We start from the raw sequence: 16,110 nt of genomic DNA on the forward strand, positions 1-16,110 counted from the left end.
TCAGCTCGATCCCACGGGGCCGCAATCCGGCCCCGGCCAGCACCGTGGAGGCCTTCAATGAGTCTGTTCGGATTTCTCAGGAAAAAGAACGCCTGCCTGCTCCTGGCCGACCCGGAGGACAGGGCCGCCCGCAAGTACCGCCATTTCCGCGACATGCTCGCGGAAAACAACGCGGTGCTCGACGGGCTCGCGGCCCTGGAGCAGACCTTCTACGGGGGCGAGCCCTTCACCACCGGCGCGGTGCGGGGCGCCTGCCGCGCCATCGTGGAGTCCACCCGGTGCATGGCCGATTCCCTCAACGACCTCTCGCAGCGCCGCCATGAGGGGCTCTATCCCGCGCTGGACGCGGTGCTGGCCGGAGCCCTGGCCGCCCTGGAGCCGAGCACGGACGCACAGGAAGGCCCCGCCGCAGCCCCCTTGGTTGTCCCGCTTTCGGCGGCGGGCGGGACGGGCGACACCGCAGCGCAGGACGCCCTGCTCGGTGGCAAGGGCTCCAAGCTGGCCCTGGTGCGCAGCGTCGCAGCCCTGCCGACCCCGGACGGTTTCGTACTGACCACCGCCGCATTCCGGCTGTTCCTGCGCGCCTCCGGGCTGGAGGAGCTGGCGGCGAAAGAGCTGGAGCCCGTCTCCCCCCTGGACCTGCCGGACCTGGAGGCCCGCTCGCTCAGGCTGCGCCAGGCCGTGCGGGATGCCCCCTTCCCGCCGGAGATCAGCAGCGAACTCGCGGCCGCCCTGAAGGCCCTGACAGCCGCGCGAGGCCCGGGGCTCACGCTGGCCGTGCGCTCCAGCGCCGTGGGCGAGGACGGCGCGGCCAGCTTCGCCGGTCAGTACGAGTCCGTGCTGAACGTGGCCCCGCAAGACCTGGAGGCCGCGTGCCGCATGGTCTTCGCCAGCAAGTATTCCCCCCACGCCATCCTCTACCGGCTGCGCCACGGCCTCGAGGACGCGGACGCGCCCATGGCCGTGCTGGTGCTGGCCATGGTCCACAGCAAGGTGAGCGGCGTGCTGTACACGGTCGATCCGTCTTTCCCGGCCTCCCCGGCCTCCCCGTCTGGCGGCGTCATGCGCCTGGACGCGGTGGAGGGCCTGGGGGAGAAGCTGGTCTCTGGCGAGGCCAGGCCGTCGGCCTACGCCCTCTCGCGCGAGCCGCTGAAGGTGCTCTCGCGCCCGGAAGCCGCCCTGCTCACCGACGCCCAGGCCCTGGAGCTTGCGCGCATGGGCCTTGCGCTGGAGGCGTTTTTCGGCTCCCCCCAGGACGTGGAGTGGTGCCTGGATCAGGACGGCTCGCTGGTGGTGGTGCAGTCCAGGCCGCTGGGCGCGCAGGAACAGGACGAGACCCCGGCCCAGATCCAAGACCAGGCCGGCGCGGACTGGGCGGCGGGGCTCAAGGTGATCCTGCAGGGTGGAACCGCGGCCAGCTCCGGGGCCGCCAGCGGCGAGGTCGTGCGCGTCGAGGGCGCGGTGCCCGAATCCATCCCGGAGGGGGCCATCCTCGCGGCCCGCAACGCCGCCCCCGAGCTGGCCGCCCTGCTGGACCGGGCGGGCGGCGTGGTCACCGCCATGGGCGGTGCGGCCAGCCATCTGGCCTCCGTGGCGCGGGAGATGGGCATACCGGCCCTGTTCGGCCTGCCCGGCTGCCCCGAGGCCTTCAGCCCCGGCCAGGTCGTCACTCTGGACGCCACGGGCGGGCGCGTGCTGGAGGGCCGGGCCGAGCTGCCGCCCTCCTCCCGGCCGCGCTCGCGCCTGGTGGACAGCCCCATGCACCGCCGCCTGCGGGCCGCGCTGGATCTGCTCGCGCCCCTGACCCTCACCGACCCCGATTCCGCTGACTTCAAGCCCGAGAACTGCCGGACCCTGCACGACGTGGTGCGCTACGCCCACGAGATGGGCATGCGGGAGATGTTCGGGCTCTGCGACTCCGCCGGGGATGACGACCTGCCCGTGGCCCGGCTCAAGGCGCAGATTCCGCTCATCCTCTACTGCGTGGACCTGGGCGGCGGCCTGCGCGAGAACCTGACCACCTGCGACGACATCACCCCGGACGACCTGCGCAGCGTGCCCATGCTGGCCGTGTGGCGCGGGTTCACGCACCCCGGCATCACCTGGTCCGGCACCATCGCCTTCGACGCCAAGAGCTTCATGACCCTCATGGCCTCCTCGGCCACCGCCGAGGTGGGCGGCGGCGCCCCCGGGGGGGACTCCTACGCCATGCTCGGCAGGGACTACCTGAACCTCTCGGCCCGCTTCGGCTACCACTTCGCCAACGTGGACGCCTTCTGCGGCGGCCAGCCGAGCCAGAACCACGTGACCCTGCGCTTCGCGGGCGGGGCGGGGGGCTTCACGGGCAAATGCCTGCGCGTGGCCTTCCTTTCCAGGGTGCTGGCCAGGCTGGGCTTCACGGTGGATGCCAGCGGCGACGTGCTGGACGGCTCCCTCAAGGGCGCGCCCCAACAGCAAACGGAGGACGCGCTGGACCAGCTGGGCCGCCTGCTGGCCTGCAGCAGGCTCCTGGACATGGCCATCACCGGGCAGGCCGAGGTCGAATCCATGGCCGAGGCCTTCCTGCGCGGCGATTACGACCTGCTGGCCAAGCGCAGGGAGAACCCCCTGCCGGAATTCCACTTGGCGCTGGGCGACTGGGAGTGCCTCCCGGATGGCGCGGGGCGCTGCGTCGCCAGGCAGGACGGCTCCGAGTGGGCCACGGGGCTCTCCAAGGGCCTGGCTTCGCTCATGGGCAGGCTCTCCGGCGGGCGCTACCAGCGCTTCCTGGACACCGTGGAGGCCTACTTCCACTTCCCGCTGGCCGTGGCCAAGGGTTCGGAGATGGGCGACGGCCGGGCCGCGCTGATGGTGCGGCCCGTGGCGGGCGTCATAGACCAGGCCGCCGGGCTGGCCTTCGCCGTGCGCAGCGCGGGAACCTACCTGGTGCTGCGCGTCAACGCCCTGGAGGACAACCTGATGCTCTTCGCCTTCAAGGACGGCCGCAGGACCGAACTGGCCAGCGCCCGCCTGCCCGTGGAAACCGGCCGCTGGCGCGAGTTGGCGGTTGAGGTGCGGGGCGGGGCCGTCACGGGGTTCGTGGACGGCAAGCCCTACATCGTCCACCACTTCGACCAGCCGCCCGTGGGCCTGGTTGGCCTGTGGTCCAAGGCGGATTCGGTGGCCGAGTTCGCCGAACTGACGCGATCGGGCGAAGGGATGGAGAAGCGCTATCTCGCCGCCGTGCCGCAGGAAGGCGCCGCCCCGGCGGAGACGGCCGGCCCCTCGGAGCAGAAGGCAACTTGATGAGCGAAGAGACAGCCACCCCCCGTGTCCCCTTGAAGGTGGCCTTCCTCTACTGGTTCCAGCTCGGGTTCATCAACTTCGGCGGCCCTGCCGGGCAGATCGCCATGATGCACAAGAACCTGGTGGATACGCGGGGCTGGATCAGCGGGCAGGCCTTCCTGCGGGCGCTCAACTTCTGCATGCTCCTGCCGGGTCCGGAGGCGCACCAATTGGCCGTGTACATCGGCTGGCGGCTCAACGGACGCCTGGGCGGGGCCATCGCCGGGCTGTGCTTTCTGCTGCCGTCCGTGGCGTTGATGCTGTTCCTCTCCTGGCTTGCCGCCGCGAAAGGGCACGTGCCCGCCGTGGCGGGCGTCTTCCACGGGATTGCGGCCGCCGTGGTGGCCATCGTGGTGGAGGCGCTGTTCCGGCTTTCAAAGAAGTCCCTCCGGCACCCGGCACTTTACGCTTTCGCGGGCGGCTCCTTCATCCTGGGGCAGTTCTTCGGCGTGTCCTTCCCCATGATCGTGCTGATGGCCGGTCTCGGAGGCATGGCCCTGGCGCGGGTCCGCCCGGACATCTTCTGCCAAACCCGCCCCGGCGCCAAGGAATGCCTGCCGGAAGAGCCCGGCGACGCCGCGCCGCTGCCCCCGCTGACGCACGTCGTGAAGACCGTGGGCGCCTTCGCGGCCATCTGGGCGGCCGTGGTGCTGCCGGTGCTGGCCTGCCGAGGCATGCCGGACACGCTTTCCCAGATCGCCCTCTTTTTCAGCAAGGCCCCTTTCGTCACCTTCGGCGGGGCCTACGCCGTCCTGGCCTACATCGTTGACCACGCGGTGCGGCTGGACTGGCTGACGCAGACGGAGATGCTGCTCGGCCTGGGCCTGGCCGAGACCACCCCCGGCCCCCTGATCATGGTGACGCAGTTCGTGGGCTTCATCGCGGCCTGGAAGCAGCCGGGGGACCTGGCCCCCCTGGCCGCCGGGATCGCAGGGGGCCTGCTCACCACCTTCACCATGTTCCTGCCGAGCTTCATGTTCGTGTTCGCGGGCGCGCCCTACATCGAGGCCATCACCGCCGACCGCAGGCTCGGCGCGGCCCTGACGGGCATATCGGGCGCGGTTGTGGGCGTGGTGCTCAAGATCGGCGTCTATTTCGCCTGGCACACGTTCTTTCCCTCGGGCGAAGCCGACGTTTTCGCCATGGCGGTGGCCGTGGCGGCCCTGGCCGCGCTCGTGCGCTGGAAGGTCTCCATGCACGTGCTCGTCGGTCTGAGCGGCGCGGCGGGACTCATGTGGCAAATGATCCGTTAACCATAAGGAGAGTGGCTATGCGCGGAAACCGGATGTTCGCCGTGGCGGCGGTGCTGGCGATCCTGGCGGTGCTGGGAGTTTGCGGGGGTGACGCACTCCAGGCCAAGGAGAAGGCAGGCCAGACGCCCCCCAGGGTGACGGCCCCGGCCGGCATGGTCAGGCCGTCGGTGTCCACCGCGGCCGTCGAGGGGGCCTCGTTCGCAGGCTCCCAGGCCTGCAAGGCCTGCCACGCCAAGGAGTTCAAGGAGTGGTCCGCCTCGGGCCACGCCAACATGCTGCGGCCTTACGACGCGGGCATCGTTAAAGGGAATTTCTCGGGGCCTGAGCTGGTCTTCGAGGGGGTCGAGGTCGAGGACGCCGACAAGAACAAGGTCAAGATCGCACCCAAGGTGAAGGCCGAAACCAGGGACGGCAAGTGCTACGTCACGCTGCTGGACGCCGATTCCCCGGCCAACGCCCAGAGCTACGAGGTCGTCGAGGTGCTCGGCTCACTGTGGGAGCAGCAGTACTACCTCAAGGTCGGTGACAAGGTGTACCCCAGCCCGGTGCGCTGGGTGGAGACCGACAAGCAGTGGCGCAAGAACGCCTTCGCGCCCTTCTGGTGGGCCGCCGACGGCACCCCCGACGGCAGGCCCAGGAAGCCGGAGGAGATGCCCGCCAAGCAGACCGTGGACTACCAGTGCAACGGGTGCCACACCACCGCCTTCAACGCCAAGAAGGACGAGCAGGGCAAATACGCCTTCTCCCGCTTGGAAGGCGGCATCGGCTGCGAGCAGTGCCACGGCCCCGGCTCCAAGCACGTGGCCGCACAGGGCCAGGGCGGCATCCTCAACCCCCGCAAGCTGGGCACCTGGCAACAGGAGCAGCTCTGCGGCCAGTGCCACATCCGCGTGAACAGCAAGCAGGACAAGGACTTCGCCTTCCCCCTGGGCTTCAGGAGCGGCCAAACCGACCTCCAGGACAAGGTCGAGTTCTGGAGCTACTCCACCAGGCCCGCCAACTTCTGGGGCAACGAGGACTCCAGGAAGAACCGCCAGCAATACCACGACACCATGCGCTCCGGGCACATGGCCGCCGGGGTGACCTGCTCCGCGTGCCACCTGGACCACGCCACCAAGCACCTGAGCTCAAGCCTCAAGCTCCCCAGGGAACAGCAGTGCGTGGGCTGCCACGCCGCCCAGAAAGCCCTGTATGAGGGCAGCGTCCATGCGTCCAAAGGGGTCGTCTGCGTGGACTGCCACATGTCCAAGATGGGCAACCGGGCCGGGGCCACGCAAAAGACCCCGAAGGACCCGTGGGACGTCTCGGCCCACACCATGCGGGTTGTGACTCCTGAAGAGGCCGACGTGTTCAAGATGCGCTCCAGCTGCGACAAGTGCCACAAGGACGCGGACCGGGCCGCGAAGGGGGCGGCGCTGATGGAGTCACGGCAGGCAGTGCTCAAGCAGGTCCAGAAGCTCCAGTCCTCTCCTGCGGGTGGCAAGGCGGCGTCCACAGCCGTGGAGAAGGCGAATCTGGTTCTGATGGACGGGTCCCTGGGCGCCCACAACCCGCAGAAGGCCCTCCAACTGCTGCAAGCCTCGAAGTAGCGGCCCGCCCGGGCGCGGTTGAAACGTCCGCACCCTCACTACATGCAAAACGGCCGCCCTCCCCGGGCGGCCGTATCAAGCCCCGCAGCCGCTGCCCATAAGCGGCGGAACCGTCAATGACGCCCTTTTTGTTCCACCAGGGCTTTACATTCTCCGAACATACTGTACATTATTTATTAAGTACGTGTATTTGGACCATCGCGGTTCCCTTGCGCACAGGGCACCGCGACCGGATCACCACATTTCAGGTGTTGGGGCGGGCATCCCGGAGAGCTGCGGCAGCCGCCCTGAAACGGATGCGCCGCGTCTCCGCCCGCAGGGCCTGAACGATGCGGCAGCCACCGGATTCAGCCCATCCCTGTGCATGCCTGCTCCGCAAAGGATGTTTCATGAAGAAAGTCATTCGCTTTGTGCCTCTGGTTCTTGGTCTGCTGCTCCTGGCCTCCGCCGCTCTCGCCCAGCCCGCCGAGCCGAAGCTCCCTCCGCCGGGCAAGACCGACAAGTGCCCGGCCTGCGGCATGTTCGTGGCCAAGTACAAGGATTGGCTGGCCTACGCGGTGCTCACGGACGGCAAGACCCTCTACTTCGACGGCCCCAAGGACATGTTCCGCTTCGTGGCCGACCCGGGCCATTACCTGCCCGGCTTCAAGAAGGAGCAGATTGCGGACCTGTACGTGAGCGAATTCTATTCCCTGAAGCCCATCCCCGCGCAGGCGGCCTTCTACGTGGCGGGCAGCGACACGTACGGCCCCATGGGGCAGGAGCTTGTGCCCCTGGCCAGCCAGGCCGACGCCGAGGCTTTCCGCAAGGATCACAAGGGCAAACGCGTTCTGCGCTACGGCGACATCACCCCGGCCCTGCTCAAGGCTCTGGACTGATGCGCCCCTCCGACGCCTTTCTGGCCGTGACGGGCGGCCTGGGTTTCATCCTGGCGGGCCTTTTGGCGGGCTACCCTCTGGCCGAGGCCGGACGGCGCGACGCCCGCCTGGCCCTCGAGTCGCAACTGGTGGCCGAGCTGGGCCTGACCGACCTCTGCCTCTCCACCGAGGCCCGCTACACCCGGCACCTCTCCCAGGCGGACCTGTTCTCGGCCTTCCAGGACCACCCGCGCAGCCTGGAGCACTTCCCCAGCGGAGCCCTGCTGCCGCCGCCTGGCATCCTCACCTCTCGCGGCGGGCCCGGCGGGGGGGAGGACAGGCCATGAGCTCCTTCGAGCGCCAGCGGGCGTTTCTTGATTACACCCTGGCCAGCCTGGTGCGGCGCAAGGCCAAGAACGGCGCGCTGGTCCTGGCGTACGCCCTGGTGGTGTTCCTGATCGCCTCGGTCATGTTCTTCTCCCGCGCCTTGCGCACCGAAGGCCAGGCCGTGCTGGCCGGGGCTCCGGAATTGGTGGTCCAGCGGATGCTGGCGGGGCGCTTCGACACGATCCCCGCCTCATACGCCGTGTCCATCGGCAAGATCCGCGGCGTGAGCCAGGTGGAGCCGCGCCTGTGGGGCTACTATTTCAACCGGGCCGTGGGCGCGACCTTCACGGTCCTGGGCCTGCCGGACTTCGCCCACGCCGACAACGAGATCGTGGCCGGCCCGGCCGCGGCCAAGGCCTGGACCAACCTCCAGGAGGGCCGTTACCTCTTCCGCACCTTCAAGGGCGACTCCGCCGGGTTCACCCCCGTGCAGGTGCTGCCCGAGGAGACGCGGCTCGTCTCCGCCGACCTGATCATCATGTCGGAGACAGCCTTCCGCCAGGTGTTCGGCCTGCCCGAGGGCCAGTACACCGATCTCGCGGTCAACGTGCGCAACCCCCAGGAGATGCAGACCGTCACCGAGAAGATTCAGCGCGAGCACCCCGACACCCGGCCCATCCAGCGCGAGGAGATTCTGCGGACCTACGAGTCCGTGTTCGAATGGCGCGGGGGCATGGTCATCGTGGTGTTCACGGGCGCGGCCCTGGCCTTCTTCATCTTCGCCTGGGACAAGGCCACCGGCCTCTCCGCCGAGGAGCGCCACGAGATCGGCATCCTCAAGGCCCTGGGCTGGGACACCTCCGACGTGCTGGTGATGAAGTTCTGGGAGGGGCTGGCCATCTCGCTCACGTCCTTCCTGTTGGGCACCATCGCCGCCTACGCGCACGTCTTCCTGGCGGACGCGGGCCTTTTCGCCCAGGCCCTCAAGGGCTGGAGCGTGCTCTATGTGGACTTCCCGCTGAGCCCCGTGGTCAGCCTCACGGAACTGCTGGCCCTGTTCTTCCTTTCCGTGGTGCCCTACACCTTCATAACCGTCATACCGGCCTGGCGGGCGGCCATCACCGACCCGGACACGGTCATGCGCGCGAGTTGAACCATGATCCGTGTTGAAAACGTCACCAAGGTATTCAATCCCGGCAGGCCCAGCGAATACGTGGCCCTGCGCGGGGTGAGCGCGACCGTGCCCGAGAACAAGGTGGTGGTGCTCACCGGCCCCAGCGGCTCCGGCAAGACCACCCTCCTCTCGCTGCTGGGCTGCATGGCCCGCCCCTCCTCGGGGCGCATCCACCTGGGCGATCGGGAGATATCCTCCCTGCCGGAGCGCTTCCTGGCGGAGCTCAGGCGCACGGCCTTCGGCTTCATCTTCCAGAGCTTCAACCTGGTGCCCGGGCTGACCACGCTGGAGAACGTCATGGTCCCGGCCTGCCCGCTGGGCCAGCCCCGCCATCAGGTTCGCGACAAGGCCGCCGCCCTGCTGGAGAAATTCCGCCTGGGCGGCAAGATCGGGCAGAAGGTGGAGAGCCTCTCCGGCGGCGAGAAGCAGCGCACGGCCATCGCCCGCGCCCTGATCAACGATCCGCCCACAATCATCGCCGACGAACCCACCGCCAACCTGGACACGGCCCTCTCCCTGGAGTTCCTGGAGATCGTGGACCAGCTGCACGCCGAGGGCAAAACGTTCATCATCGCCAGCCACGACGCCCTCGTCCACCAGGCGAAGGTGGTGGACGAGGTGATCAGCCTGCGCGACGGACTGGTCGTGCCTTCAGGCCCACATGATTGTTAAGCCGGTCGTCCTCGCGCTGCTCCTGGCCTCGGGCCTCATCGGAGCGGTCATGGCCTACGCCGCGTGGCAGGGCGTGGCCATCCTGCGCCACTTCGACCTCACCAGCGGCGACCCGCGCCAGCTTGCCCTGGAGCGCAAGACCTACCTGATCTCCACCATTCTCTCCTACGTGATGGCCTTCGAGCTGCTCTCGCTGTTCCTGTTCATCTACGCCGGGGAGGACCTGCACACCCTGTTCGTGGGGGCCATGTGCGCGGTGGGCACCTTCAACGTCAACAGCTACGGCTACACCGCGCTGCTGCTCAAGATCGCCTCCGCCCTGGGCTGCGGGGTCTGGCTCATCGTCAACCACCTGGACAACCAGGGCTACGACTACCCCCTGGTCAAACCCAAGTACGCCATGCTCCTGCCGCTCACTGGCCTGGTGCTCTTCGAGGCCTACGTGCAGTACGGCTATTTCTCGCACCTGGCCCCGAACCTGATCACCTCCTGCTGCGGGGCCGTCTTCAGCGAGGAGTCCTCGGGCCTGTCGGCCTCCCTGGCCCACCTGCCGCCCACCCTGGCCCAGATTCTCTTCTGGGGCGGGCTGGTGGCCCTGGCCCGCAGCGGCGCGCACTTCCTGGCCACCGGGCGGGGCGCGCGCGTCTTCGCCTGGATATCCGGGGTCATGTTCCTCATCGGCATCCTGGCCCTGCTCTCCTTCATATCCGTCTACTGGTACGAGCTGCCCACGCACCACTGCCCTTTCTGCCTGCTCAAGGCGGAATTCCACTGGATCGGCTACCCGCTCTACGCCTCCCTGCTGATGTTGGGGATCTGCGGGGCCGGGGTCGGCGCGGTGGAGAGGGCGCGCGGGATTCCCTCCCTGGCCCAGGCCCTGCCCCGCCTCCAGCGCCGCCTCTGCCAGGCCGCGCTGGCAGCGGCCGTGCTCCTCGCGGCCATCGCCGTCTGGCCCATGCTCGTCTCCGACTTCACACTGGGATAGGAAACCATGAACGTATCCGCCCCCCGCCCCGAAGCTTGGCCCCTGGCCCGTCTGTTCGTCCTTCTGGCGATCCTGTGCCTCCTGGCCCTGGCGTCCGCCTGCTCCCAAAACCCGGAGAAAGCCCCCGCTGACAGCGGAGGGCAGGCCGCCCCCAAGGCCGCCGGGGGTGAATCCACCGAAGGCAAGCTGGTGCTCTACGCCTGCCCCATGAACGACATTCCCCCCCTGCCCGCGCCCGGCAAGTGCCCGGTCTGCGGCATGGGGCTGGCCCCGGTGGTCGTTGGGGACATGGAATCAGGGAACGCCGCCCGCAACCACCTGGACCCGGCGCAGATGCGCCTGGCGGGCATCAGCACCTCGCGCGTGGAGAGCCGCTACGTGACCGCCTTGGTGGATCTCTACGGGCAGATCGAATACGACGACGCCTTCATCGCCGACATCAACGCCCCCGTGAACGGCATAGTGGACAAGGTCTACATCCGCCGCAGCGGCGAATACATCCGCACGGACCAACGGCTCTTCGACTTCTACTCCGCCGACATCCAGGACGTGGAGATACAGTTGCTCGAGCAGGTGCGCATGATCCCGGACATCGTCTCCTCGCTCCTTGGCCAGCCGGTCAACCAGGCGCTGCGCTCCTCGTCCGGGACGCCGCCCGACGAGAAGGCCACCCAGGACGCCCAGCGCAAGTTCGCCATGCTGCGCTCCCGCCTGAAGGGCTTTGGCCTGCCCGACAAGGACATCGCCCAGATCCTGCGCCTGGAGCGGCCACCGGGGGTCATCCCCATACGCATGCCCAACCTGGCCTCCAACGTGGGCGGAGTGATCATCGAAAACAACGCCGTCCAGGGCGCCTATGTCAACAAAGGCACGCGCCTGGTCAGGATCGCCGACCCCAACTTCGTGCTCGCAAGCTTCGACGCTTTCGAGCAGGACTTCCCCTGGCTGCGCATCGGGCAGGAGGTGGAGTTCTCCTCCCCTGCCCGCCCCGGCGAAAGCTTCTGGGGCAAGGTCCTGGTCATCGAGCCGACCTTCAGCGAGAAGAACAAGACCTTCCGGGTTCTCGTGGGCTATAACGACGTCAAGACCCTGCTGCGTCCGGGCATGAGCCTGCGCGGCAAGGTCAAGGCCCTGCTGGACAGGGAGGGCAGGCCCACCAGCCCGGGCACCGCGCCTGAACGTGCACCGCTGGTCATCCCGGAATCGGCCCCCCTGGTCACGGGCGGGCGCGCGGTGGTCTACGTTGCGGTGCAGGGCAAGCCCGGCGTGTTCGAGGGGCGCGAGATCGTGCTCGGACCGAAGGCTGAGGGGTTCTTCATCGTGCAGTCCGGCCTGACCGAAGGGGATGAGGTCGTCACGAACGGAGCCTTCAAGCTCGACAGCGAACGCCAGATCCTGGCCAAGCCGAGCATGCTCCAGCCCGAGGGGCTTGTCCGCCTGCAGGATTTCGGACTCAACGTGGCGCCCCCCGCTGCCATCGAACTGCCGCCCAGCGAGCGGCCCAACGGGCCATCCCCCATTCCAGCCTTCCCGCCAGCCGAGATCTTCGGAGGCGAAGGGTCCGTGGTGCCGGAAGACGCCCTGCCCAAGACGGACGAACCGCCCGTGAACGAGCAGTTCAAGCTCATGCTCCGCTCCAAGGGCCGTTCGCCCGCGCCCGGACAGGGCGGGCAGCCCAAGGCCGCACCGCAATCAGGCGCTGCGCCGAGGCAGCCCCAGGCCCCGGCGGGCAACTGAGCAGGCGAGGCGCACCGTGAGCATGAACAAACCTGACCGCCCCGGCCTGCCCGTGGAACCGCTCGTCACCCCGCCCCCAGGGGCCGGGCCGCTGGAAAGAGTGCTGGCGTTTTGCCAGCGCCAGAAGCTCGTCGTCGGCCTGCTGACCGTAATGACCGTGTTGGGCGGCCTTTCCGTGGCGCCCTTCGACTGGAACCTGCCCTGGCTCCTGCGTGCCCCCGTGGCCGTGGACGCCATCCCCAACATCGGCGAAAACCAGCAGATCGTCTTCACCGAGTGGACGGGCCGCTCCCCCCGCGACGTGGAGGAACAGGTGACCTACCCGCTGACCACGGCCCTGCTCGGGGTCGCCGGGGTCAAGACGGTGCGCTCCAACTCCTCGTTCGGATTCTCGGAGGTCTACGTGGTCTTCGAGGAAGGGGTGGACTTCTACTTCTCCCGTGCGCGCATCCTGGAAAAGCTGGCCAGCCTGCCGCCCGGCCTGCTGCCCACGGGCGTTGCCCCGCGCCTGGGCCCGGACGCCACGCCCCTGGGCCAGGTGTTCTGGTACACCCTCGACGGATTGGACCCCGAAGGCCGCTTCGTGGGCGGCTTCGAGGCCAGCGAATTGCGCACCCTACAGGACTATTACCTGCGCTACGCCCTTCTGGCCGTGCCCGGCGTGGCCGAAGCGGCCTCCATCGGCGGTTTCGTGCGCGAGTACCAGGTGGAGCTGGACCCGCAGCTGCTCAAGGCCTACGGCGTCTCCCTGGAGGACGTGGCGGCCGCCGTGCAGAAATCCAACCTGGATGTGGGCGCGCGCACCATCGAGATCAACCGGGTGGAATACCTGGTGCGCGGCCTGGGCTTCATCAAGAGCCTGGACGACCTGGGCAAGACCCTGGTGGCCACCCGCGAGGGGCGGCCCGTGTTCCTCAACCAGTTGGGTGCGCTGAACTTCGGCCCGGCCTTGCGCCAGGGCGCTCTGGACAAGAACGGCCACGAGGCCGTGGGCGGCGTGGTGGTGACGCGCTTCGGGGCCAACCCCATGGAGGTCATCGCCGGGGTCAAGGCGGCCATCGCCCGCATCGAGCCCTCCCTGCCCAAGCGCACCCTTCCGGGAGGCGTCGTCAGCCAGGTGAAGGTGGTGCCCTTCTATGACCGCTCCGGCCTCATCAAGGAGACGCTGCACACCCTGGACGAGGCCCTGGTTTCCGAGATCCTGGTCACTGTGGTTGTGGTCCTGGCCATGGTCATGAACCTGGGGGCCTCGGCGCTCATCTCGGCCCTGCTGCCCCTGGCCGTGCTGTTGACCTTCCTGGCCATGAAGGCCTTCGGGGTGGAGGCCAACATCGTGGCCCTGGCGGGCATCGCCATCGCCATCGGCACCATGGTGGACATGGGCATCATCCTCACCGAGAACATCCTGCGCAGGCGGGACGAAGCCCCCCCGGGCGAACCACTTCCCGTTACCGTGTACCTGGCCTCGCGGGAGGTGGGCGGCGCGGTGCTGGCCTCCATCGCCACCACGGTCATCGGCTTCCTGCCCGTCTTCTTCATGACCGGGGCCGAAGGCAAACTGTTCCGGCCCCTGGCCTTCACCAAGACCTTCGCCCTGACGGCCTCCCTGGTGGTGGCCCTGGGGCTCATCCCCCCTGCCGCCGAGCTGATCTTCAAGCGCAGGAGCCTGGACCGCTCCAAGGACTTCTCGCCCTACGAACTGGCGGTCTACGCCGGGGCGCTGCTGGCCATCTTCCTGGACGCCGCCGCGGGCCTGGCCATGACCGCCGTGGGCGGGCTGTACCTGGCCCGGCGCTTCGTCTCCCCCGAGCGCAAGGCCCTGCTCACCCGCGCGGCCGTCTGGACGGCCATCGGCGGGGTGGCCCTGCTGCTGGCCCGACACTGGCTGCCCCTGGGACCGGAGCGCGGCGTCATGCGCAACCTGGTGTTCGTGGGCATGGTTCTCGGTGTCTGGCTGGGCCTGTTCCACCTGTTCCACCGCCGCTACGCCCGCGTGCTGGCCTGGTGCCTGGAGCACAAGGCGGCCTTCCTGTCCATGCCAGCGGCCCTGGTGCTTCTGGGCGGGCTGGTGTGGCTGGGCTTCGGCGGCATGTTCGGCTGGCTGCCGGGGTTCATGCGCGAATCCGCCCCACTGGCCGCCATGCAACGCGCCTTCCCGGGGCTGCAGAAGGAGTTCATGCCGCCCCTGGACGAGGGCTCCTTCCTGTACATGCCCACCACCATGCCCCACGCCTCCACGGCCGAAGTGCTGGACATCGTGCAGCGCCAGGACGAGGCCCTGCGCCGCGTGCCCGAGGTAGCCTCCGTGGTTGGCAAGCTCGGCAGGGCCGAATCCCCACTGGACCCCGCGCCGCTGAACATGATCGAGACGGTGGTCAACTACCACCCCGAATTCCTGACCGGAGACAACGGCACCGTGCTGAGCTTCAAATACGACCCCGACGCCGTGGGATACGCCGAGAACCGCGAGGGCGTGCCCGTGGCCGCCCCGGACGGGGCCGGATACTTCGTGCGCGGGGTCTTCACCCGCGACGCCGAAGGCCGCCTCGTGCCGGACCCATCCGGCCAGCCCTTCCGCCTCTGGCGGCGCGCCCTGGACCCGGTCCTGAACCCCGGCCGCGCGGCCTGGCCCGGCGTGCGCGACCCCGAGGACGTCTGGGCCGCCGTGGCCGCCGCCGCGCGCATGCCCGGCGTGACCACCGCCCCCAAGCTCCAGCCCATCTCGGCCCGGCTTGTCATGCTCCAGAGCGGCATCCGCGCCTCGGTGGCCGTGCGGGTCAAGGGCCCGGATGTGCCCAGCGTGGAGAAGGCCGCCGAACTGATCGAGCGCTTCCTGCGCGACATCAAGGTCATCGAGCCGACCTCGGTGCTGGCGGACCGCATCACGGCCAAGCCATACCTACAGATCGCCATCGACCGGGGCAGGGCCGGGATGTACGGCCTCACGGTCCAGGCCGTGCAGGACGCCATCGAGACCGGCCTGGGCGGCCGCGTGGTCACCACCACGGTGGAAGGCCGCGAGCGCTACCCCGTGCGCCTGCGCTACCAGCGCGAACTGCGCGACGACCCCAAGACCATCGGCGCGCTGCTGGTGACCACCCCCGAGGGCGCACAGATACCCCTGGGCCAGGTGGCGGAGATCCGCTACAGCCCCGGCCCGTACATGATCCGGGGGGAGGACACCTTCACCGCCGCCTACGTGATCTTCGACGGCAAGGCCGGGGTGACGGCCATCCACGCCGTGGAGGCCGCCAAGGCCTACCTGGACTCCATGCGCGAGGCCGGGCTGCTGGAGCTGCCCGCCGGCGTCACCTACGACTTCACCGGCACCTTCGAGAACCACGCCCGGGCCGAAAAGCGGCTGGCCTTTATCCTGCCGCTGACCATGGCGCTGATCTTCCTGGTGATCTACATGCACTTCTCCTCGGTGAGCACCTCGCTCATCGTGTTCTCGGCCATCCCGGTGGCCTGGGCGGGCGGCTTCGTCATGATCTGGCTCTACGGCCTGCCCTGGTTCATGGACGTGGACATCTTCGGGGTGAACATGCGCCACCTCTTCCAGATGCACGAACTGGCCCTCTCCCTGCCGGTGTGGGTCGGCTTCCTGGCGCTCTTCGGGGTGGCCACCAACGACGGCGTGGTCATGGCCACCTACCTGCGCGACCGCTTCCTGGAGCACGCGCCCCAGGACGTTGCCGCCATCCGGGCCGCCACCATCGAGGCGGGCCTCAAGCGCGTGCGTCCCTGCCTGATGACCACCGCCACCACAATCCTGGCGCTGATACCCGTGCTGACCTCGCGGGGCCGGGGCGCGGACCTGGTGGTGCCCATGGCCATCCCGCCCTTCGGCGGCATGGTCTTCGTGCTGGTGACCATGTTCGTGGTCCCCGTGCTGTGGTGCTGGATGCAGGAGAGGCGGCTGGCGCAAAACCACGCCCCGGACACGGAGCGGTAAGCCGTGGCGGCGCGCCTTGGGGATAGGTTGACCGCCTGCGCGGCGTACTTGAAGCCGGACTTGGCCGCCTGAACGGCGTGCCCGTGTGGAGAAATGGGCCGCCTGACCGGCGAGCCCGTGGGCAGAGATGGGCCGCCTCATTGGCGTCCCGGAGAATTGAAACGAAAGCGCGGCGCTTCACCGATGTGGAGCGCCGCGTCTGTTTTGTAGGCCGTGCCTTCCCGCCAACGGGCGGCG

General features: G+C 68.8%; 10 protein-coding genes. All 10 read left to right on the forward strand.

Translation table 11 applies throughout. The features are described 5' to 3' along the window. Window positions 1–57: 57 nt before the first annotated feature. Window positions 58–3,285, forward strand: a complete 3,228-nt coding sequence (locus tag MLE18_RS03455) for a PEP/pyruvate-binding domain-containing protein (RefSeq protein ID WP_243367413.1) — start codon at window positions 58–60, stop codon at window positions 3,283–3,285. Then, window positions 3,285–4,577, forward strand: a complete 1,293-nt coding sequence (chrA, locus tag MLE18_RS03460) for a chromate efflux transporter (RefSeq protein ID WP_243367414.1) — start codon at window positions 3,285–3,287, stop codon at window positions 4,575–4,577. The genes MLE18_RS03455 and chrA overlap by 1 nt, the downstream gene beginning before the upstream one ends. Window positions 4,578–4,594: 17 nt before the next feature. Further along, window positions 4,595–6,166, forward strand: a complete 1,572-nt coding sequence (locus MLE18_RS03465) for a cytochrome c3 family protein (RefSeq protein ID WP_243367415.1) — start codon at window positions 4,595–4,597, stop codon at window positions 6,164–6,166. Between the two features lie 389 nt (window positions 6,167–6,555). Continuing rightward, window positions 6,556–7,044: a nitrous oxide reductase accessory protein NosL gene (locus MLE18_RS03470; protein WP_243367416.1), complete on the forward strand. Its 489-nt coding sequence runs from the start codon at window positions 6,556–6,558 to the stop codon at window positions 7,042–7,044. After that, window positions 7,044–7,370, forward strand: coding sequence for a hypothetical protein (locus MLE18_RS03475; protein ID WP_243367417.1), 327 nt, complete (start codon window positions 7,044–7,046; stop codon window positions 7,368–7,370). The genes MLE18_RS03470 and MLE18_RS03475 overlap by 1 nt, the downstream gene beginning before the upstream one ends. Next, on the forward strand, window positions 7,367–8,503 hold the full coding sequence (locus MLE18_RS03480) for an ABC transporter permease (RefSeq protein ID WP_243367418.1): 1,137 nt from the start codon (window positions 7,367–7,369) through the stop codon (window positions 8,501–8,503). Before MLE18_RS03475 ends, MLE18_RS03480 begins: the two co-directional genes overlap by 4 nt. A 3-nt stretch (window positions 8,504–8,506) precedes the next feature. Further along, the gene (locus tag MLE18_RS03485) at window positions 8,507–9,196 is read left to right on the forward strand and encodes an ABC transporter ATP-binding protein (protein WP_243367419.1); all 690 of its coding nucleotides are present in this window, start codon (window positions 8,507–8,509) and stop codon (window positions 9,194–9,196) included. Beyond that, window positions 9,186–10,181 carry a hypothetical protein gene (locus MLE18_RS03490; RefSeq protein WP_243367420.1) on the forward strand — a complete coding sequence of 332 codons (996 nt, stop codon included), beginning with the start codon at window positions 9,186–9,188 and terminating at the stop codon, window positions 10,179–10,181. Before MLE18_RS03485 ends, MLE18_RS03490 begins: the two co-directional genes overlap by 11 nt. Window positions 10,182–10,187: 6 nt before the next feature. Continuing rightward, the gene (locus MLE18_RS03495; RefSeq protein WP_243367421.1) at window positions 10,188–11,918 is read left to right on the forward strand and encodes an efflux RND transporter periplasmic adaptor subunit; all 1,731 of its coding nucleotides are present in this window, start codon (window positions 10,188–10,190) and stop codon (window positions 11,916–11,918) included. A gap of 22 nt (window positions 11,919–11,940) precedes the next feature. Beyond that, on the forward strand, window positions 11,941–15,873 hold the full coding sequence (locus MLE18_RS03500) for an efflux RND transporter permease subunit (protein ID WP_243367422.1): 3,933 nt from the start codon (window positions 11,941–11,943) through the stop codon (window positions 15,871–15,873). Window positions 15,874–16,110 lie beyond the last annotated feature (237 nt).

Source organism: Fundidesulfovibrio soli (genome assembly GCF_022808695.1).
GTDB lineage: Bacteria > Desulfobacterota > Desulfovibrionia > Desulfovibrionales > Desulfovibrionaceae > Fundidesulfovibrio > Fundidesulfovibrio soli.